Here is a 24,837-nt window from a genome sequence, read left to right as displayed (position 1 = left end):
TTTTGCGTATAAAATTATCTTTCTTTTTGTTTCTCTATAATCGCAAACAGCTCGTGAAGATCGCTGATCACGTAATCAGGCGCAATGTCCGTATCATTTTTCTTTTGTGTCCGGTTTACCCAGACTGTCGTAATGCCTGCCCGTTTCGCTCCCAATATATCAGTATTGAGGTTATCTCCGACCATCATGGCGTCTTCTTTTTTCAGGTTCAGGAGGCTGAGGCAATGTTCGAATATGGAGGCATCGGGTTTCCCTTTTCCGAAAGCGCCTGAGATGACGATTTCATTAAAATAAGGCGCGAGCTCAGGAACGCCGGCTAGTTTTTCTTTCTGCAGGCTGGGATCGCCGTTTGTCAGCAGAAGCAATTCATAAACACCTTTCAGCTTATCAAGCACCGCAAACGTTTCATCATACACATACGGGCGCTGTCTGCGTTCCGCCGCGAAAAACTCCGCCAAATATTCGCCGTAAGCCGCATCGTCTATACCGACGCTTTTTAAGCCGTTCGTCCAGGCGTTTCGTCTGTATTCCGGCGCAATCCGATTCAGCTGTTTAAATCCTTCGCTGACCGGCTCGGAAAAATTCGCCCACAATCCTTCAAACGGATTAATGCCGATCATGACCGTATAAGGATAGGTTTCGTATGACATATACAATTCCCGTGCCGCTTTCCGAACCGCCTCTTCAAATGTATGCGGGTCAAGGCCATATTTTTTTTCCGCTTGTAAACATGTTTCCCTGAATGTTGTTCTGACGCTTTTTTCATCCCATAACAGTGTATCGTCCAAATCAAAAAATACGGCTTTCATGATCTTCTCCTCTTTGTTATATTCTGAAACTCTCTGCCGCAAGGCTCCCGTTTATTCTACAATAGATACATAGACTGTGAAAGATGTTTTCAGATGATTTGAAAAAAACAGGCAGGTTTGTGTCAGATTCTGTCTCAGGCTCTAAAACGTGATAAAATACAATTTGAAAGAACAGGTGAAAAGTATGCTGCATTTGATCATCATGATGCTGGAAAGAGTCGGAATTATCGTCATATTGGGATTTGTTCTGGCTCATACCAGATTGTTCAGACAGGCGCTCCAGCAGCCTGAGAGCTATAAAGGCAAAGCGGTGCTGATTTCAATTTTCTCGCTGTTCAGTATCATCAGCAACTATACGGGAATAGAAATTCAGCGGAATACAATCATGAATAATGACTGGGTGTTCCAAATTAATCCGTCCGGTTCAATTGCCAATACAAGAATTATGGGCGTTGAAATCGGCGGACTCTTAGGCGGTCCGTATGTGGGAATCGGCGTCGGCATACTGGCCGGCCTGCATCGTTTATCACTCGGCGGCGCGACCGCAGTCAGCTGTGCCGTCTCATCCGTTTTAGCGGGCATTTTGTCCGGCTGGATCGGACGGTATTTCAGAAAACGCTATGCGATGCCGACACCGCGTGTGGCCGCGCTTGTCGGACTCGGAATGGAATCGCTGCAAATGCTGCTCATCCTCTTGATGGCCAAGCCGTTTTCTGATGCTTGGACGCTTGTGAGCATCATCGGCATCCCGATGATATTGGTAAACGGGTCAGGGACTTTTATTTTTCTTTCGATCATTCAGTCGATTATCCGGAAGGAAGAACGGGCGAGAGCCCTTGAAACCCACAGGGTGCTGATGATTGCCGATCAGACGCTTCCGTTTTTCCGCCAGGGGCTGAATGAAAGCTCATGCAAAAGCGTCGCCGCCATCATTCACAGGCAAACAGGAACCGACGCGGTATCGCTTACGGATAACGAAAAGATTTTGGCGCACGTCGGGGCGGGTGCCGACCATCATATTCCGTCTGAAAGCCTGATCACCGGATTGTCAAAACGCGTCATTAAAACGGGTCATATTATGAAAGCGACATCAAAGGAAGAAATTGAATGCACGCACGATCCCTGTCCGCTGCATGCGGCGATCGTATTGCCGCTGACGTCAAACGGCAAAACGATCGGGACGTTGAAAATGTACTTTAAAAGCCCGTCAGGATTAAGCCGGGTTGAAGAAGAGCTTGCAGAAGGACTCGCCATGCTGTTCTCAACCCAGCTTGAACTCGGCGAGGCGGAACTGCAGAGCAAATTGCTGAAAGACGCAGAAATAAAAGCGCTTCAAGCACAGGTCAATCCGCATTTTCTGTTTAATGCGATCAATACGATTTCTGCACTTTGCCGTACGGATGTGGAAAAAACCCGAAAGCTTCTGCTGCAGCTCAGCGTCTATTTCCGTTCCAATCTGCAGGGAGCAAGGCAGCTGCTCATCCCGCTTTCTAAAGAACTGAACCATCTGCAGGCGTATCTATCATTGGAGCAGGCCCGTTTTCCCGGGAAATATAAAATCAGTCTTGAAATCGAACGCGGTTTGGAGGACATCGAAATTCCTCCTTTTGTGCTGCAGATTCTCGTCGAAAATGCGCTTCGCCATGCATTTTCAAGAAAGCAGGACAGCTGTGCCGTCAATGTCAGCGTGGTATCCGCCGGTCAGTCGGTTTTAATGCGGGTTGGAGATAACGGAAGGGGAATTGATCCGGAATTGCTGTCCGTGCTCGGAAACCGTCCGCTCCCGTCTAAAGAAGGGACGGGAACCGCGCTTTACAATTTAAATCAGCGGCTGATCGGGCTGTTCGGCCCACAAGCAGCCCTGCGATTGGAAAGTGAGGCCGGCAAAGGTACGGACGTATCATTTGAGCTGCCTTTGAAACTGATGACTAAAGGAGAAGAACATGCTGAAGGTGTTAATCGTTGATGATGAAATGCTGGCAAGAGATGAATTAGCTTATTTGCTGAAACGGACGAATGAAGTAAGTGACATAAACGAAGCTGAAAATATTGAATCCGCTTTTGACAGTATGATGGATCAAAAACCGGATCTGCTGTTTTTGGACGTTGATTTGTCAGGAGAAAACGGATTTGACATTGCCAAACGGCTGAAAAACATGAAAAATCCGCCGGCCGTCGTTTTTGCGACGGCGTATGACCAATTTGCTTTAAAAGCTTTTGAAGTCGACGCGCTCGATTATTTAACGAAGCCTTTTGATGAAGAAAGAGTGCGCCAGACGATCAGAAAGTTTAAAAGAGTGAAGCTGGACAGGGCAGGAGCCGTCTCGGAGCAGCCGTCCGCAGCCGGAGCGCATAAACTGGCTGTATCAGCCGGTGAATCTATTGTCATTTTAGATACGAAGGACATTATTTACGCCGGCATGGAGGACGGACACGTTTCCGTCAAAACGTTTGCCGCGTCTTATTCCGTTCATGAAACTTTGGCGGTCATTGAGAAAAAACTGCCTGATACGGGTTTCTTGAGAGTGCACCGCGCGTTCATCGTGAATACGGAGCATATTACGGAAATTCATCCGTGGTTTAATTCGACTTACAATCTGATTCTAAAAGACGGCTCTAAAATTCCCGTCAGCCGTACATACGCCAAGGACTTAAAAAAGCTGCTTCATATTATATGAGGCGGCTTTTGCATTTCAGCAGCCGTTTTTTGCATTTCAGAATGAATATTCAGCCGTTTGTTATGAAAGCGCTTTAAAAAGCGATTTCTCTTTTATAATGGACCTAACAAAGAGAAAGAGGTGAAGAAAATGAGTGCGAAAAAAGTGTACGGATTTCTGACACAAGCATTTATTTTTGCCGTAATTATGCTCATATCTAATGGGATTGCAGCGATTGTTCCCATTCCTATACCCGCTTCCGTAGTAGGTTTGGTGTTATTATTTGTCCTCTTAGGCCTGAAAGTGATTAAGCTTGAACAAGTAGAAACGCTGGGAACATCATTAACGTCACTGATCGGATTTTTATTTGTCCCGTCGGGCATCTCCGTGATGAATTCACTTGGCGTCATGCAGCAGTACGGCGTGCAGATCGCACTCGTCATCTTACTCGCCACCATCATTCTGTTAGGGGCGACGGGCCTTTTTTCTCAGCTGATCTTGTCTGTCAGCCAAAAACGTCAGAAGGCTGCTCCGGCTGATAAACAAACGGTGCGCCGTTCCAATCAGGAAAACGAACTTGTGCAGCATTAGGAGGGAAAACGGATGAGTCCATATTTCGGTATTGTCGTTTCACTTGCGGCCTTTGGCATCGGCACGTATTTATTTAAAAAAACGAGAGGCTTTTTCCTCTTCACCCCGCTGTTTGTCGCGATGGTGCTTGGAATTCTTTTTCTGAAGCTCGGCGGTTTTTCATATGAAGATTATAAAAGCGGAGGAGACATTATTAAATTCTTCCTGGAGCCCGCGACGATCGCTTTTGCCATCCCTTTATACAAACAGCGTGACAAGCTGAGAAAATACTGGTGGCAGATCATGTCTTCCATCATTGTCGGCTCTATCTGCTCAGTCACGATTGTCTATTTGATCGCAAAAGGCATTCATCTTGACGCGGCCGTTATGAAAAGCATGCTTCCGCAGGCGGCGACAACGGCAATTGCCCTTCCGCTGTCAAAAGGGATCGGCGGCATCACCGACATCACCGCTTTCGCCGTTATTTTCAACGCCGTTATCGTCTATGCTCTTGGCGCTTTATTCTTAAAACTGTTTAAAGTAAAGCACCCAATCTCTAAGGGACTGGCTCTCGGCACATCAGGACACGCACTCGGTGTTGCGGTCGGCATTGAGATGGGGGAAGTAGAAGCGGCAATGGCAAGTATCGCGGTTGTCGTCGTAGGAGTGGTGACGGTGCTGGTCATTCCGGTATTCGTTCAGCTCATCGGAGGATAAACCCGGGTTATAGACCCGGGTTTTTTATTGTGTTGGCACGCCCGCGGGCGGCATATAACGAAATTTCACATTTTTCCTTGCGCTCGCCCCGGCATCGTGTTAAAATGAAAAAGTTGATCCGGAGAAGTCATTCTTGACTAATGATCCGGTATTGTGTAGAATAGTTATTGAATTGAATATAAATCACAAGCAGAGGCACCCGCTTCTCACCTGATTGACACATTCATGTAGTTGGCAGGTTGACCGTACATTTTTATTTATGCAGATGTTCGTAGTGTGGGTGTGTTGTCATGCCCGCACTTTTTGTTTGCCTGCAGAATGCAGTCAAAAAGCGTTGTGAATCAATTCGAAGAAACTATGGAGGTGGCTCATTATTAGCAAAGATCAATTGGTTAATGAGGGTATCCGTGCACGTGAAGTTCGTCTGATCGGACAAAATGGCGATCAGCTCGGCATCAAGTCCCGTCAGGAAGCACTTGAAATCGCCGGCCGCGCAAATCTTGACCTTGTGTTAGTTGCAGCAAATGCAAAACCGCCTGTCTGCCGCATCATGGACTACGGTAAGTTCCGATTCGAGCAGCAGAAAAAGGACAAAGAAGCACGCAAAAATCAAAAAATCATTAACTTAAAAGAAGTTAGATTAAGTCCGACGATCGATGAGCATGACTTTAACACGAAATTGCGCAATGCGATTAAATTCCTTGAAAAAGGCGATAAAGTGAAAGCTTCTATCCGCTTTAAAGGGCGCGCAATCACTCATAAAGAAATCGGCCAGCGCGTATTGGACCGTTTCTCTGAAGCATGTGCGGAAGTTGCGACAGTCGAAACAAAACCAAAAATGGACGGCCGCAGCATGTTCTTAATGCTCGCGCCGAAAAACGAAAAGCAATAAGGAGGAAATCCCATGCCAAAAATGAAAACTCACCGCGGATCTGCTAAACGTTTTAAAAAGACAGGTTCTGGGAAGTTAAAACGTTCTCATGCATACACAAGTCACTTATTCGCCAACAAATCCCAAAAGCAAAAGCGTAAGCTTCGCAAGGGTGCTATTGTGAGCGCAGGAGACTTCAAACGCATCAAACAACAGCTTGCCAACATCAAGTAATCGGACAAGGAACAATTAGGAGGGAAATCTAATGCCAAGAGTAAAAGGCGGAACTGTTACACGTAAGCGTCGTAAAAAGGTTCTTAAATTAGCAAAAGGTTATTTCGGTTCAAAACATACATTATACAAAGTAGCAAACCAGCAGGTCATGAAATCAGGAAACTATGCATTCCGTGACCGCCGTCAGAAAAAACGTGATTTCCGTAAGCTTTGGATCACTCGTATCAACGCTGCTGCACGTATGAACGGTCTTTCTTACAGCCGTTTAATGCACGGTCTTAAGCTTTCAGGCATCGAAGTAAACCGCAAAATGCTTGCTGATCTTGCTGTAAACGATCTTACTGCTTTCAATCAGCTTGCTGATGCTGCTAAAGCTCAGTTAGACAAGTAAGTTGAAAAAGCCGCTCTCTTTCCGGGAGCGGTTTTTTTACGTAAAGGGTGACAATCAATGGCTCTCTTCATTTACGCCGTATTGATAAACGGATACGGCTTTTGGATCATGGGCGCTGATAAAAGAAGAGCAAAGGCGCACAGGTGGAGAATATCAGAGAAACGAATATGGCTCACAGCCGCCATGTTCGGCTCACTCGGCGTATGGATCGGCATGCGCACCTTCAGGCATAAGACGAAGCACAAATCCTTTTTATACGGGGTGCCGCTGCTTTTTCTCACTGAAGCCGCCCTTGTGCTCATGTATTTGATGTATAAAAAATAAAAAGCAGGAGAGCTTATCGCTCGCCTGCTTTTTTCGCTTTTTTGATGGGCTGGTCCCAATCAATCTTGCAATTCGGGTAACGCTCCAATACCTTTTTTTCGACTTCTTCAAAATCACCTGCAGAAAAGCGGTTCAGCTTTTCCGGATTTTCGGTCCATACAAATATCGTATGAATAAACAGCGGATGATCTTTGGAAGGGATATGCTTTTCTCCTTCAAAGAGCACTCCTTTATAAGTAAGCTGGAGATTTTTTCGCGTGTTTTTCTGTTCGTCAATAAAATAAAAATTCTCTTTTGATTGCGCCAGTCTGAGCCTTCTTTTCGGGTTTGCGTAAAATTTGACGCACATGTAAATAAAATAAATAAGAAGTGCAAGCAAGACAATCCTTAATACTGTAATGGCCATATGTGTGAAGGCACCTCCTCACCTTTGTCATGATCTGATGTAATACGAAAAACAAAACAAAAAGTTTCATTTTTTTAAAAGAAATAGATAAAAACATTTACCCGTTTTTCAGGCGAATTAATCGTATGCTTCAGCATTGGTTTTGTATAATAAGAAGGGTAGTGAAAAAAAGGAGGTTTATTGATGACAAAATTAGATGAAACGCTCACCATGCTGAAAGCGTTAACGGATGCAAAAGGGATACCGGGAAATGAGAGAGAAGTAAGACAAGTGATGAAATCATACATAGAACCATTTGCCGATGATGTCACAACAGACCGGCTGGGAAGTTTAATCGCCAAAAAAACCGGCAAAGAAAACGGTCCGAAAATCATGATCTCAGGGCATTTAGACGAAGTCGGTTTTATGGTGACGCAAACCACTGATAAAGGCTTTCTCCGCTTTCAAACCGTCGGCGGCTGGTGGTCTCAGGTCATGCTGGCCCAGCGCGTTACCGTCGTGACAAAAAAAGGGGACATCACGGGGATCATCGGTTCGAAACCGCCTCACATTCTGCCTCCTGACGCCAGAAAAAAAGCCGCTGATATTAAAGAGATGTTCATCGATATCGGGGCGTCCAGCCGTGAAGAAGCAATGGAATGGGGCGTTCTTCCGGGTGACCAGATTGTGCCGTATTTTGAATTTACAGTGATGAACAATGAAAAGCATTTATTGGCGAAAGCATGGGACAACCGTATCGGCTGTGCGATTGCCATCGATGTATTAAAAAATCTGAAAAACAGTGATCACCCGAATGAAGTATACGGGGTCGGAACGGTTCAAGAAGAAGTCGGGCTGCGCGGGGCGAAAACAGCGGCACATACGATCCAGCCTGATATCGCGTTCGGTGTGGATGTCGGAATTGCCGGAGATACACCGGGAATTTCTGAAAAAGAGGCGCAAAGCAAAATCGGCGAAGGGCCGCAAATTATTCTGTATGACGCGTCAATGGTATCTCACAAAGGGCTGCGCGACCTTGTCGTGAACACGGCGGAAGAAGCGGGAATTCCGTATCAATTCGATTCCATTGCCGGAGGGGGCACGGATTCAGGTTCCATTCATTTAACCGCAAACGGAGTGCCGGCGCTGTCCATTACGATCGCGACGCGCTACATTCACACTCATGCCGCTATTTTGCATCGGGATGATTATGAGAATACGGTAAAATTGATCACAGAAGTGATTAAAAAATTAGACCGGGAAACGGTTGACCGTATTACTTATCAATAAAGATACGGAAGAATCTGCTTTTTTAAGCAGATTCTTTTTTTTGTCTGTACAAATATGAGCCTTGCGTCTACAATAAGAAAAGACATAGAAAAATCTGACAACATGTTTTTGAAAGCGCTTTAAAAAAGGGGAGGATTTACAAATGAAAAACAGATTCAGACGCATGATCCGCTTTTCGTGCGCAGCCGTTACAGCCGGTCTGCTTCTGATGTCTTCATCTCCGGCATCTGCCGCGTTTTGGGGGGCATCAAATGAATTGCTTCATGATCCGACAATGGCGAAGGAAGGAAACACGTGGTACGCTTTCGGAACCGGTTTGGAAGGGGAGAGGGGGCTTCGCGTCTTAAAGGCGGGCAGCGGCGGCGTATGGACCGTTCAGAAATCAATCTTTACTTCCCCGCTGTCATGGTGGGGCAATTATGTGCCGAATTACGGGCTGAATCAATGGGCCCCCGATGTTCAATATTTTAACGGAAAGTATTGGCTGTATTATGCCGTTTCTTCATTCGGCAAAAATACCTCCGCGATCGGTCTTGCATCATCTACAAGCCTCAGTTCGGGAAACTGGAAGGACGAAGGGCTTGTCATCCGTTCGACAAGCGCCAATAACTACAATGCAATTGATCCGGAGCTGACAATTGATAAAGACGGAAACCCTTGGCTTGCCTTCGGTTCTTTTTGGAGCGGCATTAAACTGACAAAGCTTGATAAAAATACAATGAAACCGACGGGATCACTTTATTCCATCGCTGCCAGGCCGAATAACGGCGGAGCTTTGGAAGCGCCGGCCATCACCTACCAGAACGGCTACTATTACTTAATGGTGTCGTTTGATAAATGCTGTTCAGGCGTGAATAGTACGTACAAAATCGCTTATGGAAGATCCAAAAGCATCACCGGCCCATATCTCGATAAAAGCGGGAAAAGCATGTCTGAAGGCGGAGGGACGATTCTTGATTCCGGCAATGACCGCTGGAAAGGCCCGGGCGGTCAGGACATTGTGAACGGGAATATTTTAGTGCGTCATGCGTATGATGCCGAAAACAGCGGAATTCCGAAGATGCTCATCAATGATATCGATTGGAGTTCAGGCTGGCCTTCCTATTAATTGATCAGCCGGGCATGTGTGTCCGGCTTTTTTACTTGCAATAAAAGATTGACAGTTTGATTCCTCCTTAACTATAATGAAGTTGTTCGTACAAATAAAAGAATAAAAGTTTTATTATTTATATTCGTACGTATATTTATTTAAAAATGCAAGCGCTTTATTTTGATGGGAAGGGGAAATGAATGTGCTTCAGAACAAAGAATATGAATTTTGGTTTGTAACGGGAAGCCAGCACTTATACGGAGAGGAAACGCTTCAGCTTGTCGATAAACACGCAAAGGGAATATGTGACGGTCTCAGTGGGGTGTCATCAAGATACAAGATCAGGCATAAACCGGTTGTCACGTCATCTGAAACGATCAGAGAGGTTTTGCGGGAAGCGCAGTATCAAGAAAACTGTGCCGGGGTCGTGACATGGATGCATACATTTTCCCCTGCGAAAATGTGGATTGAAGGTCTTTCCGCTTTTCAAAAGCCGATGCTTCATCTGCATACCCAATATCACCGCGACATCCCGTGGGAAACGATTGATATGGACTTTATGAACAGCAACCAATCCGCTCACGGAGACCGGGAATACGGATATATCCAGTCAAGAATGGGGCAGACGAGAAAAGTCATCGCAGGCTATTGGAATGATGAGGAAGTCAAACATGACATTTCACAATGGATGAACACGGCTGCCGCTTGGAATGAAAGCAGGAATATTAAAGTAGCCCGGTTCGGCGACAATATGCGGAATGTGGCGGTTACTGACGGAGACAAAGTCGGCGCCCACATTCAATTCGGCTGGCAGGTTGACGGGTACGGAATCGGCGATCTTACCGAGGTGATGAACAATGTCACCGACGCAGAAATTGAGGCGCTTTATGAGGAATACGACAAATTGTATGTCATCAGCGACGAAACGAAGCGGGATGAAGCAAAAGTTGCTTCCATTAAAGAACAGGCGAAAATTGAACTCGGATTAACGGCCTTTCTCGAACGGGGCGGATATACAGCGTTTTCGACCTCCTTTGAAGTTTTGCACGGAATGAAGCAGCTTCCGGGTCTTGCCGTTCAGCGTCTCATGGAAAAAGGGTACGGATTTGCCGGCGAAGGCGATTGGAAAACGGCTGCCCTTGTGCGAATGATGAAAATAATGGCGGACGGAGAACAAACCTCCTTCATGGAAGATTATACGTACCATTTTGAACCGGGTCGTGCGATGATTCTCGGATCACATATGCTTGAAGTATGTCCGACGATCGCCCTTGATCAGCCGAAAATCGAAGTCCATCCTCTCTCAATCGGAGGGAAGGAAGATCCGGCCCGGCTGGTCTTTAACGGGATTGGCGGTTCAGCCATCATCGCCAGCATCATTGATATCGGCGGGCGATTCCGTCTCATTCTGAATGAAGCGGAAGGCAGGGAAATTGATCATGATATGCCGAATCTCCCTGTGGCGCGGGTGCTGTGGAAGCCGGAGCCATCACTGAAAACAGCTGCGGAAGCATGGATTTTGGCGGGGGGCGCCCACCATACCTGTATGTCCTTCCGGCTTACGGCTGAACAGATGCTTGACTGGGCTGAGATGGCAGGCATTGAAAGCATCTTTATTTCCCGCAATACCGAAATACATGAGCTGAAAAAAGAGCTGAAATGGAATGACGTATTATACCGGCTGGGAGGGAATTGATATGGCGTATACGATTGGTGTTGATTTCGGCACATTGTCCGGCCGGGCGGTGCTTGTCAATGTCCGCACGGGCGAAGAAATCGCGTCTGCGGTAAAAGAATACACTCATGCCGTCATCGACCGCACGCTGCCGAAGACGGGTGAAAAACTCCCTCGGGACTGGGCGCTTCAGCATCCTGCCGATTATATCGAAGTTCTGGAAACGGCGATTCCGAACCTGCTTGAGCAGGCGGGCGCTGATCCAAAAGACGTGATCGGCATAGGAATTGATTTTACTGCCTGCACGATTTTGCCGATAGACGGCGCGGGGCAGCCGCTTTGTATGCTGCCGGAATTTGAACGGGAACCCCACAGTTATGTGAAGCTGTGGAAGCATCATGCGGCTCAAAAACATGCAGACCGTTTGAACACGATTGCCGAAGACACAAAGGAACCATTCCTTAAAAGATACGGCGGTAAAATTTCTTCTGAATGGATGATCCCGAAAATCATGCAAATCGCGGAAGAAGCGCCGCATATATACAAGGCGGCAGATCGGATTGTGGAAGCGGCAGACTGGATCGTCTATCAATTGTGCGGTTCATTGAAGCGAAGCAACTGCACGGCCGGCTATAAAGCAATCTGGAATGAGGAGACGGGATATCCGCCGGATCATTTTTTCGAAAGGCTCAACCCGTTAATGAAAACGATTACACAGGATAAATTAAGCGGCACGATTTATTCAGTCGGGGAAAAAGCAGGAGGTTTGACCGAAAAAATGGCGGAGCTGACCGGGCTTCTGCCGGGGACGGCCGTTGCCGTCGCCAATGTCGACGCTCACGTGTCAGTGCCCGCGGTCGGTATTACAGAGCCGGGGAAAATGCTGATGATCATGGGAACGTCTACCTGCCATGTGCTGCTCGGCGAGGAAGAACATATCGTCCCCGGTATGTGCGGAGTCGTCAATAACGGTATTTTGCCCGGATATGCGGGATATGAAGCGGGGCAGTCCTGTGTCGGCGACCACTTTGAATGGTTCGTCAAAACGTGCGTTCCGAGCGACTATGAGAAGGAAGCTGAGGATAAACACATAGACATTCACGAGCTGCTCAGCAAAAAAGCAGCTGAACTTGTTCCCGGGGAAAGCGGCCTTCTCGCGCTTGACTGGTGGAACGGAAACCGCTCAACCTTGGTGGACGCCGATTTGACGGGCATGATGCTCGGCATGACGCTGCACACGAAGCCGGAAGAAATCTACAGGGCATTGATTGAAGCGACGGCGTTCGGAACGAGGATGATTATCGAAACGTTCCGGGAAAACGGCGTTCCGGTCGAAGAGCTTTACGCAGCCGGAGGAATCGCCGAAAAAAATCCGTTTGTCATGCAGATTTACGCAGACGTCACAAATATGGACATTCAATTATCCGGATCTCCGCAGGCACCTGCACTGGGCTCCGCGATTTTCGGAGCGCTCGCCGCGGGACGGGAAAACGGAGGATTCTCCAATATTGCTGAAGCATGCGCGCATATGGGGAAATTAAAAGACGGCTTTTATGCCCCGAACCGGGAAAGAGCTGAGATTTATGACAGCTTATATGCGGAATATAAAGAGCTCGTACACTACTTCGGTAAAGAAAACAATGTCATGAAACGCCTGAAAGCCATTAAAAACCGTGATTTTGCGAAAGGGGGGAGCCGCCATGCTTGAAGCGTTAAAAGAAGAAGTGCTCGCCGCCAATCTGAAGCTTGAGGAACATAACCTTGTCACGTTTACATGGGGGAATGTCAGCGGCATTGACAGAGAGAGCGGGAGAATCGTCATTAAACCGAGCGGTGTCGATTACAGTGAGCTGACTGCTGACAAACTGGTCGTCCTGAATGAGGACGGAGACATTTTGGAAGGCTCGCTGAAACCGTCTTCTGACACGCCGACCCATCTTTATCTATATAAAGCGTTTCCGGCTATCGGCGGAATCGTTCATACTCACTCCCGCTGGGCGACGAGCTGGGCGCAGTCCGGAAGAGACATACCCGCTCTCGGAACGACTCACGCGGATTACTTTGAAAGCGCTATACCCTGCACGAGGGAAATGTATGAAGAAGAAATTGTCAAAGATTACGAGTATCATACAGGCAAAGTTATAGCCGAAACCTTTCAAAACGAACCGTATGAACAAAATCCGGGTGTCCTCGTCCACAGCCACGGCCCGTTCTGCTGGGGGACGGACGCGCTGAATGCCCTGCATAACGCCGTTGTGCTCGAAACGGTAGCGGAAATGGCCTACCATTCGCTTATGCTGAACAAACAGCTCAGTCCGATCGACAGAGTGCTGCATGATAAGCATTTTTACAGAAAACACGGGGCGAATGCTTATTATGGCCAAACTTGACGCAGCCGGGTTTCTGATTGATTTAGACGGAACCGTATTCAGGGGGCGGGAGCTGATTGACGGCGCAAAAGAAGCCGTTCATACCCTTCAGTCACTGGGCAAAGCCGTTGTCTTTTTAAGCAACCGCGGCAATCTATCAAGAGCAATGTGCCGAAAGAAACTGTTGGGTGCCGGTATCCGCACGGATGAACGGAGCATCGTGCTGTCCTCCAGTGTGACGGCATCATTTTTAAAGAAGCATTATCCTTTGTCAAAGGTCTGGGTGTTAGGAGAGAAAGGGCTGACTGATGAACTCGCTTTAGCGGGTGTCACCCTGGCGCAAAATCCGCAGGCGGCAGACTGGCTTGTCATTTCCCTGCATGAAACCGTCACCTATGAGGATCTGAATCTCGCTTTTAAGGCGGCTTCCTCCGGCGCGCGCATCATCGCCACGAATCGGGACCGCTCTTTTCCGAATGAAGGCGGCCATGCCATGGATGTCGCGGGAATGATCGGGGCCATTGAAGCATCCGCCGGAGCAAAAACGGAGCTTGTCATCGGCAAACCGTCTTGGCTGATGGCTGAGGCGGCATGTGAAGCGCTCGGACTTCCCCCTGAGGAATGCGCCATTATCGGAGACAGCCTCGAATCTGATATCGCAATGGGCAGGCTGTACGGAATGAAAAGCGTATTGGTTCTGACGGGGTCGGCCAAACTTGGGGAGCCCCGTCTATATGAACCTGACATCGTCCTTAATTCTATTAAAGACCTGACAGAATTAGCGAAGGAGGGAATCCTTTTATGAAACGTTCTCCTGAGGACATTCAATCCGAGTTTGACAAGGAAGGGGCCAGCCGCTCACCGATTCAAATAGAAGATATCGTGATCGGGGCGAATGCAAAAGAAGAGCTTCTCAGATTTCTGCAAAAAAAATGCTGGAATCATCCGGTCCTCGTCTGTGACCGGAACACGTACGAGGCGGCGGGACGTCTGCTTGCGGACGAATTAAGGGCAGGCGGAATCAAAGCATCAAAAGTCATCATTCCGGAGCATGAAGCCGGGGCCGCCGCGGCTGATGAGAGGACATTGGTCTATACGCTGATCAATCTCGCGGAAGAGACGGATGTCATCATTGCGGCCGGTTCAGGAACGATTCACGACATTACGCGGTTTGCCGCTTATCAGCGCGGTTTGCCGTTTATCTCATTCCCCACCGCTCCGTCAGTCGATGGTTTTACATCGGCGGGAGCGCCGCTCATATTAAACGGAATCAAAACGACGATCCAAACGAAAGCACCGATCGCCTTATTTGCCGATACGAATGTATTAAAAGAAGCGCCCCGTTCAATGACAGCCGCGGGCTTCGGAGACATGCTCGGAAAAATAACATCGCTGGCAGATTGGGAGATTTCCCGCAGGCTTGCGGGTGAGCCGTACTCAGAAGCAGGGGCGAAGCTTGTGAAAGACGCGCTTTGGCAGTGCATTGATCACCGCGCTGACATTGCCATGGGAACGGAGGCCGGCATTCAGATACTGATGGAAGCGCTGATCGTTTCGGGTCTTGTCATGCTTGCTCTCGACCACTCCCGCCCCGCCTCAGGAGGAGAGCATCACATCTCGCATTGGATTGAGATGGAAATGCTGAAGGCAAAACAGCCTCCGATTCTCCACGGTGCGAAGGTCGGCTGTGCGTGCGCGGTGCTGAGTGATATTTACAAAGAACTGGCTTGTCACGAAAAGCTTGCTGAACTGCCGCCGCACTTTCGCGAGGCGATTCAGTCTGCATATGAAGGGCTTCCCGACGGCAAAACAATTGCCGGGTGGCTCTCATCTGCGGGAGGTCCCGCCTGTTTTGATGAGATCGGTGTAAAAAAGGACCTTGTCAGCGATGCGCTTAAGCATGCGTACACACTGCGAGACCGTTATACCGGTTTAACCATCATAAATGAAAATGCAGCGCTCTTTGCACATCATTTGCATCAATAGCCGCACGGCCTAAAGTGGAAGGGGTAATGACATGAAAAAAACGACCGCTGTATGTTTGGTGCTGATGATGCTCTTCTTGTTTACCGCCGGCTGTTCACAAGAACGGACTGCCGGCCGGCCGGGAGAAACGGAGCTGACGTTTTGGACGTTTAACGGCCTGCACGAACAGTTTTATCAGGAAATGGTCAAAGAATGGAATCAGAAGTATCCGGATCGCAAAATCAAGCTGAATACCGTTGTTTATCCTTATGGACAAATGCATGATAATTTATCGGTTTCGCTGATCGCGGGTGAGGGGCTTCCCGATATAGCCGACGTGGAATTAAGCCGGTTCTCGAACTTTCTGAAGGGGAAGGATATCCCGCTTGCCGATCTGACGCCGCTGATTGAAAAAGACCGCGATAAGTTTGTGGAAGCGCGTCTGGCCTTATACAGCAAAAACGGAAAATTGTACGGCCTTGATACACATGTGGGGACGACAGTCATGTTTTACAACATGGATATCATGAAAAAAGCGGGCGTTGATCCCGCCTCCATTAAGACATGGGAAGATTACCGGCGGGCAGGGAAAAAAGTGCGTAAGGCTGCTGGGAAACCGATGGGAACGGTTGAAACAAACGATTCCGCCACATTCCTATCCATGATTTCGCAGCAAGGGTCAGGCTACTACAGCAAAAACGGAAAAGTGATTCTGAACAGCAAGACGAATACAGATACACTGAATGATGTAAAGGACATGGTAAATGATAAAACCCTTCTGCCGGCTCCCGGCGGCGGCCATCACAGCGAAGAATACTACGGTTTTATGAATCAGGGCGGGGCAGCCTCCGTGCTGATGCCCATTTGGTACATGGGACGGTTTATCGATTATATGCCTGATTTAAAAGGAAAAATGGCGATTTACCCTATGCCGGCCTGGAAAGAAGGCGGTGACAGATCAGCGGGTTTAGGCGGAACAGCCACCGTCGTGCCGAAGCAGGCTGAACATCTGGAGCTCGCGAAAGAATTTCTCGGATTTGCGAAAGGTTCAAAGGAAGGGAACATAAAGCTGTGGACGGTGCTCGGCTTTGACCCGCTCCGCTGGGACGTGTGGGATTCAAAAGAATTGAAGGAGAAAAACAAGTACACGGATTTCTTCCAGAACGGTACGTCAATTTTTTCCTCGCTTCTTGAAATAAAAGATGAGATCAATCCGATTTATCTGCATGAAGACTTCTCTAAAGCGGCTGATCTCGTTGTCAGACAGGTGCTGTTCGATGCGCTGAAGACGCAGGAAAAAACACCTGAGGAAGCCTTGGACGAGGCGGCAGAGCAATTGGAAAAATAGGAGAAGCCGCCCTATTTAACAGTGAAAGCGGGGGAGCTTTTATGAGACCTGTAAAGACAGAGACAGCGCAAACCGTTTCTGCAGTCCGGAAGAAGCCGCGCCGGCGCAATGTGCTGTATTCAAAAAAAGCGGCGCCTTATCTTTTTACGGCGCCATTTATCATTTCGTTTCTCGTTTTCTTTTTGTATCCGATCATCAGCGTGTTTATCATGAGCTTTCAGCGGATACTGCCGGGAGAAATTACATTTGTCGGGTTTTCCAATTATACCGCTCTTCTTAATCCAACCTTTTATACGGCATTATTTAACACATTGGAATATACTTTCTGGACGCTGATCGTGCTGATTCCGGTGCCGCTTCTTTTGGCGGTGATTCTGAATTCGAAGCTCGTCAGGTTCAGAAATGTGTTTAAATCGGCTCTGTTTGTACCGGCTTTAACATCGACGATCGTAGCGGGGATTATTTTCCGGCTGATGTTCGGAGAAATGAATACGTCGCTTGCAAACGAGCTGATGATGAAGCTTGGCGCATCACCCCAAAACTGGCTCAACAACAAAGGTACCGGCATGTTTTTAATGGTGCTGCTTGCGTCATGGAGGTGGATGGGCATTAACATTCTTTACTTTCTGGCCGGATTGCAAAACGTGCCGAAAGAATTGTATGAGGCGGCTGAAATTGACGGGGCAAGTACGTGGAAAAAGTTCCGGCATATCACCCTTCCATTTTTAAAGCCGGTGTCCGTTTATGTGTTAACGATCAGTATGATCGGCGGTTTCAGAATGTTTGAGGAAAGCTATGTGCTTTGGCAGAATAATTCCCCGGGCAATATCGGCCTCACGCTTGTCGGTTATTTATATCAGCAGGGGCTTGCATACAACGAAATGGGGTACGGTGCCGCAATCGGAATTGTGCTTTTGCTTGTCATCTTACTAGTCAGCCTTGTTTCACTGAAACTGTCCGGTTCGTTTAAAGGGGAGGGATAAGCGTTGCGTAACAATTACATGTTTTCCGTGTACAGAGTCGCGTTTACCTTGTTTTTTATCATGCTGAGCCTGCTGTATATCTTTCCGATGATCTGTCTATTGCTCGGTTCTTTAAAGCCGTCATCTGAGCTGATGCGCATCGGGCTGAATCTGCGTCTTGATCCAGATGTGATGAGCCTTGATAACTACACCTATTTGTTCAACGGGGGGAGCATTTATTTCAAATGGTTTTTTAACAGCCTGCTGCTCGGCGTCCTCACCACGGTTCTCACGCTGTTTTTTTCCTCTTTGATCGGCTACGGACTCGGTGTCTACGAGTTTAAAGGCAGAAATATTATTTTCGTTCTTGTGCTGATCATTATGATGGTGCCTCTTGAAGTGATGATGCTTCCGTTGTTCAAATTGACGGTGGGTCTTCATTTGATCGATTCTTATACGGGGGTGATTCTGCCGTTTATTGTGTCGCCTGTCGCCGTGTTCTTTTTCCGGCAATATGCGCTCGGACTTCCGAAGGATCTGCTTGATTCAGCGAGAATGGACGGCTGCACCGAATTCGGCATTTTCTTCAGAATTATGGCGCCGCTCATGAAACCGGCATTCGGAGCAATGATCATTCTTCAATCTTTAAACAGCTGGAATAACTTTTTATGGCCGCTGATCGTGCTTCGGTCGAAAGAAATGTTTACGCTTCCAATCGGACTTTCAGGGCTGCTGAGTCCGTACGGCAACAACTATGACATGCTGATTTCCGGGTCCGTTTTTGCGATACTGCCGGTGATCATCATATTCTTGTTTTTCCAAAAATACTTCATTTCCGGCCTTACAGTAGGCGGAGTGAAGGGATAGAGAGAGGGAGGAAATGTAATGAAAAAAGCGGGAATTACAGCAGATAAAGAATATATCATCGGTGAAGTGGACAAACGGATGTACGGATCATTTATAGAACATATGGGCCGGGCGGTGTATGAAGGCATTTATGAGCCCGGACACCCGAAAGCCGACAAGGACGGCTTCAGAACAGACGTGCAGGAGTTAATCAAAGAATTGCAAGTGCCGTTCATCCGCTATCCGGGAGGGAATTTTCTCTCAGGCTACAATTGGGAGGACGGCGTCGGGCCGGTGAAGGACCGCCCGCGGAGGCTTGATTTGGCATGGCAGACGACAGAAACGAACGAAGTGGGGACGAATGAATTTTTAACGTGGGCGAAAAAAGTGAACGCCGAAGTGAATATGGCGGTCAATCTCGGGACGAGAGGGATCGATGCCGCCCGGAACCTCGTCGAATACTGCAACCATCCTGAAGGGTCATACTGGAGCGACTTACGAAAATCGCATGGATATGAAAAACCTTACGGCATCAAAACATGGTGCTTAGGAAATGAGATGGACGGCCCTTGGCAGATCGGTCATAAAACGGCGCATGAATACGGACGGCTCGCCGCTGAAACAGCAAAGGTGATGAAATGGACGGACCCGACGATCGAATTGGTGGCTTGCGGAAGCTCAAACAGCGGCATGCCGTCCTTCATCGAGTGGGAGGCCGAGGTGCTTGAGCATACGTACGAGCATGTGGATTACATTTCACTGCATACGTATTACGGCAACCATGAAAATGATCTTGAGAACTATTTGGCGAAGTCTATGGATTTAGACCATTTTATTAAATCCGTCACAGCCGTATGTGATTATATGAAAGCGAAAAAACGCAGCAAAAAAACGATTCACCTTTCTTTAGATGAATGGAATGTGTGGTATCACTCAAATGAAGCGGATAAAAAAGTGGAGCCATGGATTACGGCCCGGCCGATTCTCGAAGACATCTACAATTTTGAAGATGCGCTGTTGATCGGTTCACTGCTGATTACGATGCTGCAGCATGCGGACAGACTGAAGATCGCCTGTCTCGCCCAGCTTGTCAACGTGATTGCGCCTATCATGACTGAAAAGGGCGGAGAAGCATGGAGGCAGCCGATCTTTTACCCTTACATGCACGCCTCAGTCTACGGGAGAGGGGCTTCAATGAAGCTGCTGATCACCTCCCCGAAATACGACTCGGCGGACTTTACGGATGTGCCGTATGTTGATGCCGCGGCCGTTTACCATGAAGAGGATGAAGCACTGACCATTTTTGCCGTCAACAAAAGCAAGGAACCGATGGAAACGGAGATCAAACTGAGGGGGTTTGAAGATTACCGCATCATTGAGCATATCGTGCTGGAGCATCAGGATATGAAAGCAACCAATCAAAAAAACAGAAAAGAAGTCATTCCTCACTCCAACGGAACGTCTTCGGCAAACGCTGAAGGGATAACGGCACATTTTACTCCGCTGTCCTGGAATGTCATCCGTTTATCAGGAAAATAATGTTCCGAAAAGCCGGGCTGCCGCTGCCGGCTTTTTTTTACGCAAAAATCATCTCCTGTTATCTGATAATTATGATAATATTTAGAAAAAGAGAAAAGGGGCTGGGATTAAATGAATGCGATTACAATCGTCATAGCGTCTATATGTATTTTGGCGATCGCCTATCGGCTTTACGGTACCTTTATGATGGTCAAAGTATTAAAAATCAATGATCAGACACCGACTCCGGCCCATGTGCTTGAGGATGGGAAAGATTATGTGCCCACGAATAAGTGGGTGTCATTCGGCCACCACTTCGCGGCAATCGCCGCTGCCGGCCCGCTTGTCGGACCGATTCTGGCAGCTCAGTTTGGCTATCTGCCCGGGCTTTTATGGCTGTTAATCGGAGCAGTGATCGGGGGAGCCGTGCACGATATTGTCGTATTGTTTGCATCAATGCGGAAAAACGGGAAAACGCTTTCTGAAGTCGCCAAAGAAGAGCTCGGCCCGGTGGCGGGCTTTTGCACCGGTCTTTCCATGCTGTTTATCATTACGATCACGATGGCGGGTCTGTCCATGGTTGTGCTGCACGCGCTTGAGAAAAACCCGTGGGGAACGTTTGCGGTGGGGATTACGATTCCGATCGCGATGGGGGTCGGCCTCTACTATAAAAAAACGGGCAATCTCAAACTCGCATCAACTGTCGGGTTTCTTTTGTTAATGGCCGGTGTTGTAATCGGGCCGCGGCTGCAGACAACGGCTCTCGGGGACATGCTGACACTTGACGCGAAAACGCTTGCAGTGGCGCTTCCCGTCTATGCGTTTTTCGCCGCGGCGCTTCCGGTTTGGCTTTTGCTGGCTCCGCGTGACTATTTAAGCAGTTTTATGAAAATCGGGGTTTTTGCCGCTTTGATCGCAGGCGTCTTTTTCGTCAATCCCGCCATTAAATTCCCGGCCGTAACGGAGTTTATTCACGGCGGAGGGCCGGTGATCGCGGGTCCTGTCTGGCCGTTTATTTCAATAACGATTGCCTGCGGCGCCATTTCGGGCTTTCATGCATTTGTCGGTTCTGGCACAACGCCGAAAATGCTGGATAAATGGAGTGATATAAAACCGGTTGCTTTCGGAGCGATGCTTGTGGAATGTCTCGTCGGAATTATGGCGCTCATTGCAGCTGCCGCTCTTGAGCCCGCCGACTATTTTGCCATTAACAGCACGCCTGAAATATTCCGCGCCCTCGGGATGAATGTCGTCCATCTGCCTGAATTGAGTAAAGAAATCGGGCTCAGTCTGGAAGGAAGAACGGGCGGAGCCGTTACGCTTGCCGTCGGAATGACGTATATCTTTACGGAGATTCCGTTTTTCAGTCATTTGGCTTCGTACTTTTTTCAATTCGTCATTATGTTTGAAGCGGTGTTTATTTTAACGGCGATTGATGCGGGAACCCGTGTCGCCCGGTACTTGATTCAAGAGTTTTTCGGAGAAGTCTATAAGCCGCTGAAAAAAACAGACTGGCTGCCGGGCTCGATTTTCTCAAGCGCGCTCGCCTGCCTGCTGTGGGGCTATCTTCTGTATTCGGGCGACATCAGTTCCATTTGGGCGCTGTTCGGCGTATCCAATCAGCTTATGGCATCTGTCGGCTTAATCATCGGTGCGACCGTCGTATTAAAAATAGCGGATAAGCGGCGCTATATGCTGACATGTCTGATTCCTCTCGCTTATTTGTACGTGACCGTCAACTATGCGGGTTATTGGATGGTGCGGTATGTGTATTTGAACCCCGAAGCGGCGGGATACAGCGTGCTGAATGGCGTTTTATCCATTATCATGCTGATTCTCGGGCTTGTGATTATCATTGCGGCTGTGAAAAAATGGGCGAATGTATGGCGTGATCCGAGTGCCAGACTGGAAGCTTCAATACCCGGATAAATCCGCGGCCGATCCGAACATTGCAGCATCATAAAAGCAGAGAGCCGATCGGTCTCTCTGCTTTCGGCTTATGACAAATCCGCCGCTTCCAAAAGGTAATCCGCCAAATGAACCGCGCGGACACGGTCTGTTAATCCTTCGCGTAAAATGCCGAGCTGCATTTGCAGAAGGCATCCGGGATTGGCTGTCACGATGACGGCCGCCTCCGTTTTTCCGGCGGCTTTCATCTTGCTGTCTAATATTTTCATAGACATTTCTGACTCTGTTATATTATAAATTCCCGCCGACCCGCAGCAGCTGTCGGCCTTTTCCATTTCTCTGTACTCAGCCCCTTTAATGCTTTTCAAAAGCGTGCGCGGTTCCTCTGACGTATGCATCACATTGCGGAGATGGCAGGAGTCCTGATATGTGACGATATGAGGAGACTGCGCCCGCAGGTTTTTTTGATGGAACTTCAGATCAACCAGTACGGATGAAAAATCTTTGAGCTTCCGGACAAATTGTTCGGCACGTTCCGCCCATCCAGGTTCATCTTTCAGTAAATGCGGATATTCCTGAAGAAAGGCGCCGCATCCGCCGGCGTTTGTAATGATATAATCAGCGTCAAGCGCCTCAAAAGCGGCGATATTCCGCTTGGCCAGTTCTTTTCCCATCTCTTTTTCTCCGCTGTGCCCGTGAAGCGCGCCGCAGCACGCCTGGCCGTCCGGAACCGCGATTTCACACCCGGCCGCCTGTAAAAGCGCCGTTGTCGCATGATTTGTCGCTAAAAACATCGTATCCATTAAGCAGCCCGAGAAAAAAGCGGCCCGTTTTTGGACGGGACCCGCGGCAGGAAGAAAACGCGGCCTTTCCTTCATGTCTTTCCGTTTCGGGGCGGGCGGGAGCACTTGTTCCATTGTGCGCAGATGTTCAGGCAAAACGCGCAGCATACCGGTTTTTCTGATGGCGGTCTGCAGTCCCGATCTTTGGTATATTCCGAGAAGATTCACGGCTGCCTGCATGCGGTTTTGATGAGGGAAAAGCCCGGTGAAGGCGGCTTTCCGCAAGAGGCGCACGCCCGGCTTATGTTTTTTATTTTGATGAATGATATCCCTCGCTTCTTCAAGCAGCTGTCCGTAATTGACCCCTGCCGGACAAACGGGCTCGCATGCCCGGCATCCGAGACACAGCGAAAGTGAGCGCTCGACATCTTCATCCGGTTCGATCAGTCCGTCTGTGACGGCTTTCATCAGGGCGATCCGGCCGCGCGGCGAATGGGATTCTTGAAATCCCGATTCGATATAGGTCGGACAGGAAGGAAGGCAAAAGCCGCAGCGCATACAGTTCAGCAATTCACCTTCATCCATGCGGGTTTTGAATTCTGTTTGAATGTGTTGCTGCTCTTTAGCCGTTGTCATTTCATCACCACCACGCGTTTCCTTGATGAATTGGCGAATATTTTTCCCGGATTCAGCAGATTTTGGGGATCAAGCGCTTGTTTGATCGCTTTCATGGCGGTGATGCCTTCTGTTTTCAGCTTCATTTCTAAATACGGCGCTTTTACGATACCGACCCCGTGTTCACCCGTTATCGTCCCGCCCAGCTCAATCGCTTTTTCAAAAATGGCGGCAAAAGCTTTTTCGACACGTTCCATCTCCTCTGCATTTCGGATATCGGTGGTGCACGTCGGATGAAGGTTGCCGTCTCCGGCATGGCCGAATGTGCAGATGGACAGGCCGTATGTTTCTGCAATCTCGTTAATGGCTCTGACCATATTGGCAATTTGTGATCTCGGCACGGTGGCATCTTCCAGAATCGTCGTCGGTTTCAGTCTGGCGAGAGCTGATAATGCGGACCGTCTGGCCTCTGTAAGCGCGAATGCTTCCTCCTCGGTTTCAGCCGTTTGGACGGATACGGCTGCTCCGTTTTTACAGATGGCTTCGATTTTTTCCATATCGCGTCTGACCGTGTCGCTGTCACCGTCCTGTTCGATCAGCAGTACGGCTTTTGCGTCTGTCGGAAGCCCGATCTTGGCGTAATCTTCAATGACCTGCAGTGTCGGCTGATCCAGAAATTCGAGTGTGGCCGGAATGATTTTTTCAGCGATGATGGCAGAAACAGATTCCGCAGCCGCTTCAATATGTTCATAGAGTGCAAGCAGCGTTTTTTTCGTTTCCGGCTTCGGAACCAGCTTTAAAGTCGCTTCCGTCACAACGCCGAGCGTCCCTTCTGATCCGACGAAAAGCCGGGTCAGATCATAACCGGCGACATCCTTTGTCAGCTTCCCTCCTGTGCGGATGATATCGCCTGAAGCCAAGACGGCTTCAAGGCCGAGGACATAATCCCGGGTGACGCCGTACTTCAAACCGCGCAGTCCGCCGGAATTTTCATTAATATTCCCGCCGATCGTCGATATTTTCATGCTGCTCGGATCAGGCGGATAAAATAAACCTTTTTGCTCAACCGCACGGATCATATCTTGCGTAATCACGCCCGGCTGGACGGTTGCCGTCAAATTTTCTTCATCAATTTCAAGAATGCGGTTCATATGTTTGAATAAAAGCACAAGACCGCCTTCAGACGGACATGTGCCGCCGCATAAGTTTGTGCCTGAACCCCTCGGCACAATCGGAATGTCATGCCTGCTGCAAATCGTTAATATACGGGACACGTCATCCGCGCTGCGGGGGGCGATTACCGCATCCGGCATGGCTTGCAGCTGAGGAGCCGCATCATAAGAATACACTAGACGCCCCGCCGCCGAATCATCATAATTCTCCTTCCCGACCGTCCGGATGAACGCTTCTTTTGCCTCTCGTGAAATCATGTTCTCCCAACCTCCCTGATAAGAAAAGCGTTTTCATTTAATTGTAAAGAAAAACGATTCCGCACACTATGGAGAAACATA

24 protein-coding genes and 1 other annotated feature are annotated in these 24,837 nt (G+C 48.5%); of the genes, 20 read left to right on the top strand and 4 right to left on the bottom strand.

Annotated elements, in window-relative coordinates:
- Positions 1-14: 14 nt before the first annotated feature.
- The gene (locus tag ACWJJX_RS13940; protein WP_454023049.1) at positions 15-809 is read right to left on the bottom strand and encodes an HAD family hydrolase; all 795 of its coding nucleotides are present in this window, start codon (positions 807-809) and stop codon (positions 15-17) included.
- A gap of 184 nt (positions 810-993) precedes the next feature.
- Between ACWJJX_RS13940 and ACWJJX_RS13935 the strand changes: the two genes are divergently transcribed.
- From ACWJJX_RS13935 to ACWJJX_RS13900, 8 genes are all read left to right on the top strand, one after another.
- A complete protein-coding gene (locus tag ACWJJX_RS13935; protein WP_031379151.1) occupies positions 994-2,775 on the top strand; it encodes a sensor histidine kinase in 1,782 nt (593 codons plus the stop codon).
- The gene (locus tag ACWJJX_RS13930; protein ID WP_058906272.1) at positions 2,753-3,487 is read left to right on the top strand and encodes a LytR/AlgR family response regulator transcription factor; all 735 of its coding nucleotides are present in this window, start codon (positions 2,753-2,755) and stop codon (positions 3,485-3,487) included. The genes ACWJJX_RS13935 and ACWJJX_RS13930 overlap by 23 nt, the downstream gene beginning before the upstream one ends.
- 129 nt (positions 3,488-3,616) lie before the next feature.
- Positions 3,617-4,057 carry an antiholin-like murein hydrolase modulator LrgA gene (lrgA, locus tag ACWJJX_RS13925; RefSeq protein WP_454023048.1) on the top strand — a complete coding sequence of 147 codons (441 nt, stop codon included), beginning with the start codon at positions 3,617-3,619 and terminating at the stop codon, positions 4,055-4,057.
- A 12-nt stretch (positions 4,058-4,069) separates the two neighbouring features.
- Positions 4,070-4,753, top strand: a complete 684-nt coding sequence (lrgB, locus tag ACWJJX_RS13920; RefSeq protein ID WP_063174677.1) for an antiholin-like protein LrgB — start codon at positions 4,070-4,072, stop codon at positions 4,751-4,753.
- A 181-nt stretch (positions 4,754-4,934) separates the two neighbouring features.
- Positions 4,935-5,065, top strand: a sequence feature (ribosomal protein L20 leader region).
- A gap of 58 nt (positions 5,066-5,123) precedes the next feature.
- The gene (gene infC / locus ACWJJX_RS13915) at positions 5,124-5,645 is read left to right on the top strand and encodes a translation initiation factor IF-3 (protein WP_071543361.1); all 522 of its coding nucleotides are present in this window, start codon (positions 5,124-5,126) and stop codon (positions 5,643-5,645) included.
- Between the two features lie 12 nt (positions 5,646-5,657).
- A complete protein-coding gene (rpmI, locus tag ACWJJX_RS13910) occupies positions 5,658-5,858 on the top strand; it encodes a 50S ribosomal protein L35 (RefSeq protein ID WP_003152493.1) in 201 nt (66 codons plus the stop codon).
- 31 nt (positions 5,859-5,889) lie between these two features.
- Positions 5,890-6,249: a 50S ribosomal protein L20 gene (rplT, locus tag ACWJJX_RS13905; protein WP_003152495.1), complete on the top strand. Its 360-nt coding sequence runs from the start codon at positions 5,890-5,892 to the stop codon at positions 6,247-6,249.
- A gap of 57 nt (positions 6,250-6,306) precedes the next feature.
- A complete protein-coding gene (locus ACWJJX_RS13900; RefSeq protein ID WP_003152496.1) occupies positions 6,307-6,573 on the top strand; it encodes a DUF1294 domain-containing protein in 267 nt (88 codons plus the stop codon).
- Positions 6,574-6,586: 13 nt separating this feature from the next.
- Here ACWJJX_RS13900 and ACWJJX_RS13895 read toward each other — a convergent pair whose 3' ends face one another.
- Positions 6,587-6,979 carry a hypothetical protein gene (locus ACWJJX_RS13895; protein ID WP_003152498.1) on the bottom strand — a complete coding sequence of 131 codons (393 nt, stop codon included), beginning with the start codon at positions 6,977-6,979 and terminating at the stop codon, positions 6,587-6,589.
- A 183-nt stretch (positions 6,980-7,162) separates the two neighbouring features.
- Here ACWJJX_RS13895 and ACWJJX_RS13890 point away from each other — a divergent pair, with 183 nt between their 5' ends.
- From ACWJJX_RS13890 to cstA, 12 genes are all read left to right on the top strand, one after another.
- A complete protein-coding gene (locus ACWJJX_RS13890; RefSeq protein ID WP_454023047.1) occupies positions 7,163-8,248 on the top strand; it encodes a M42 family metallopeptidase in 1,086 nt (361 codons plus the stop codon).
- Between the two features lie 142 nt (positions 8,249-8,390).
- The gene (locus ACWJJX_RS13885) at positions 8,391-9,356 is read left to right on the top strand and encodes a glycoside hydrolase family 43 protein (RefSeq protein WP_015387871.1); all 966 of its coding nucleotides are present in this window, start codon (positions 8,391-8,393) and stop codon (positions 9,354-9,356) included.
- Positions 9,357-9,540: 184 nt separating this feature from the next.
- Entirely contained in the window at positions 9,541-11,034 is a 1,494-nt protein-coding gene (araA, locus tag ACWJJX_RS13880; protein ID WP_102421663.1) for an L-arabinose isomerase, read from the top strand.
- A 1-nt stretch (position 11,035) separates the two neighbouring features.
- Entirely contained in the window at positions 11,036-12,721 is a 1,686-nt protein-coding gene (gene araB / locus ACWJJX_RS13875) for a ribulokinase (protein WP_146284234.1), read from the top strand.
- Entirely contained in the window at positions 12,714-13,403 is a 690-nt protein-coding gene (araD, locus tag ACWJJX_RS13870) for an L-ribulose-5-phosphate 4-epimerase (RefSeq protein WP_003152509.1), read from the top strand. The genes araB and araD overlap by 8 nt, the downstream gene beginning before the upstream one ends.
- Positions 13,381-14,187: an HAD-IIA family hydrolase gene (locus ACWJJX_RS13865; RefSeq protein WP_414017890.1), complete on the top strand. Its 807-nt coding sequence runs from the start codon at positions 13,381-13,383 to the stop codon at positions 14,185-14,187. The genes araD and ACWJJX_RS13865 overlap by 23 nt, the downstream gene beginning before the upstream one ends.
- Positions 14,184-15,368: a sn-glycerol-1-phosphate dehydrogenase gene (locus tag ACWJJX_RS13860; RefSeq protein WP_146284238.1), complete on the top strand. Its 1,185-nt coding sequence runs from the start codon at positions 14,184-14,186 to the stop codon at positions 15,366-15,368. The genes ACWJJX_RS13865 and ACWJJX_RS13860 overlap by 4 nt, the downstream gene beginning before the upstream one ends.
- 31 nt (positions 15,369-15,399) lie before the next feature.
- A complete protein-coding gene (locus ACWJJX_RS13855; protein ID WP_173613161.1) occupies positions 15,400-16,695 on the top strand; it encodes an ABC transporter substrate-binding protein in 1,296 nt (431 codons plus the stop codon).
- 41 nt (positions 16,696-16,736) lie between these two features.
- Positions 16,737-17,678 carry a carbohydrate ABC transporter permease gene (locus tag ACWJJX_RS13850; RefSeq protein ID WP_003152513.1) on the top strand — a complete coding sequence of 314 codons (942 nt, stop codon included), beginning with the start codon at positions 16,737-16,739 and terminating at the stop codon, positions 17,676-17,678.
- A gap of 18 nt (positions 17,679-17,696) precedes the next feature.
- Positions 17,697-18,524, top strand: a complete 828-nt coding sequence (locus ACWJJX_RS13845; RefSeq protein WP_007612991.1) for a carbohydrate ABC transporter permease — start codon at positions 17,697-17,699, stop codon at positions 18,522-18,524.
- Between the two features lie 18 nt (positions 18,525-18,542).
- A complete protein-coding gene (arfA, locus tag ACWJJX_RS13840) occupies positions 18,543-20,042 on the top strand; it encodes an arabinosylfuranosidase ArfA (protein ID WP_454023046.1) in 1,500 nt (499 codons plus the stop codon).
- Between the two features lie 111 nt (positions 20,043-20,153).
- Entirely contained in the window at positions 20,154-21,950 is a 1,797-nt protein-coding gene (cstA, locus tag ACWJJX_RS13835; RefSeq protein ID WP_044053510.1) for a carbon starvation protein CstA, read from the top strand.
- A gap of 68 nt (positions 21,951-22,018) precedes the next feature.
- Here the strand turns inward: cstA and ACWJJX_RS13830 are convergent, their stop codons facing one another.
- Both ACWJJX_RS13830 and glcD read right to left on the bottom strand, forming a co-directional pair.
- The gene (locus ACWJJX_RS13830; RefSeq protein WP_156735627.1) at positions 22,019-23,347 is read right to left on the bottom strand and encodes a (Fe-S)-binding protein; all 1,329 of its coding nucleotides are present in this window, start codon (positions 23,345-23,347) and stop codon (positions 22,019-22,021) included.
- On the bottom strand, positions 23,344-24,756 hold the full coding sequence (gene glcD, locus ACWJJX_RS13825; RefSeq protein WP_416405734.1) for a glycolate oxidase subunit GlcD: 1,413 nt from the start codon (positions 24,754-24,756) through the stop codon (positions 23,344-23,346). The genes ACWJJX_RS13830 and glcD overlap by 4 nt, the downstream gene beginning before the upstream one ends.
- Positions 24,757-24,837: the final 81 nt, after the last annotated feature.

The sequence above is a fragment of the Bacillus sp. YH3-2-B2 genome, assembly GCF_053663335.1.
The sequence above is the reverse complement of the archived record's forward strand: the minus strand, read 5'-3'. Positions and strand labels throughout refer to the sequence as shown.

Excerpts from the sequence above, each read along its gene's own strand:
- ACWJJX_RS13865 (WP_414017890.1), top strand. The coding sequence starts at position 13,381 with ATGCTTATTATGGCCAAACTTGACGCAGCCGGGTTTCTGATTGATTTA.
- ACWJJX_RS13890 (WP_454023047.1), top strand. The coding sequence starts at position 7,163 with ATGACAAAATTAGATGAAACGCTCACCATGCTGAAAGCGTTAACGGAT.
- lrgB (WP_063174677.1), top strand. The coding sequence starts at position 4,070 with ATGAGTCCATATTTCGGTATTGTCGTTTCACTTGCGGCCTTTGGCATC.
- rpmI (WP_003152493.1), top strand. The coding sequence starts at position 5,658 with ATGCCAAAAATGAAAACTCACCGCGGATCTGCTAAACGTTTTAAAAAG.
- ACWJJX_RS13855 (WP_173613161.1), top strand. The coding sequence starts at position 15,400 with ATGAAAAAAACGACCGCTGTATGTTTGGTGCTGATGATGCTCTTCTTG.
- ACWJJX_RS13935 (WP_031379151.1), top strand. The coding sequence starts at position 994 with ATGCTGCATTTGATCATCATGATGCTGGAAAGAGTCGGAATTATCGTC.
- ACWJJX_RS13900 (WP_003152496.1), top strand. The coding sequence starts at position 6,307 with ATGGCTCTCTTCATTTACGCCGTATTGATAAACGGATACGGCTTTTGG.
- ACWJJX_RS13895 (WP_003152498.1), bottom strand. The coding sequence starts at position 6,979 with ATGGCCATTACAGTATTAAGGATTGTCTTGCTTGCACTTCTTATTTAT.
- ACWJJX_RS13860 (WP_146284238.1), top strand. The coding sequence starts at position 14,184 with ATGAAACGTTCTCCTGAGGACATTCAATCCGAGTTTGACAAGGAAGGG.
- ACWJJX_RS13830 (WP_156735627.1), bottom strand. The coding sequence starts at position 23,347 with ATGACAACGGCTAAAGAGCAGCAACACATTCAAACAGAATTCAAAACC.
- rplT (WP_003152495.1), top strand. The coding sequence starts at position 5,890 with ATGCCAAGAGTAAAAGGCGGAACTGTTACACGTAAGCGTCGTAAAAAG.
- araB (WP_146284234.1), top strand. The coding sequence starts at position 11,036 with ATGGCGTATACGATTGGTGTTGATTTCGGCACATTGTCCGGCCGGGCG.
- ACWJJX_RS13930 (WP_058906272.1), top strand. The coding sequence starts at position 2,753 with ATGCTGAAGGTGTTAATCGTTGATGATGAAATGCTGGCAAGAGATGAA.
- cstA (WP_044053510.1), top strand. The coding sequence starts at position 20,154 with ATGAATGCGATTACAATCGTCATAGCGTCTATATGTATTTTGGCGATC.
- ACWJJX_RS13845 (WP_007612991.1), top strand. The coding sequence starts at position 17,697 with ATGTTTTCCGTGTACAGAGTCGCGTTTACCTTGTTTTTTATCATGCTG.
- arfA (WP_454023046.1), top strand. The coding sequence starts at position 18,543 with ATGAAAAAAGCGGGAATTACAGCAGATAAAGAATATATCATCGGTGAA.
- ACWJJX_RS13885 (WP_015387871.1), top strand. The coding sequence starts at position 8,391 with ATGAAAAACAGATTCAGACGCATGATCCGCTTTTCGTGCGCAGCCGTT.
- lrgA (WP_454023048.1), top strand. The coding sequence starts at position 3,617 with ATGAGTGCGAAAAAAGTGTACGGATTTCTGACACAAGCATTTATTTTT.
- ACWJJX_RS13850 (WP_003152513.1), top strand. The coding sequence starts at position 16,737 with ATGAGACCTGTAAAGACAGAGACAGCGCAAACCGTTTCTGCAGTCCGG.
- ACWJJX_RS13940 (WP_454023049.1), bottom strand. The coding sequence starts at position 809 with ATGAAAGCCGTATTTTTTGATTTGGACGATACACTGTTATGGGATGAA.
- araD (WP_003152509.1), top strand. The coding sequence starts at position 12,714 with ATGCTTGAAGCGTTAAAAGAAGAAGTGCTCGCCGCCAATCTGAAGCTT.
- glcD (WP_416405734.1), bottom strand. The coding sequence starts at position 24,756 with ATGATTTCACGAGAGGCAAAAGAAGCGTTCATCCGGACGGTCGGGAAG.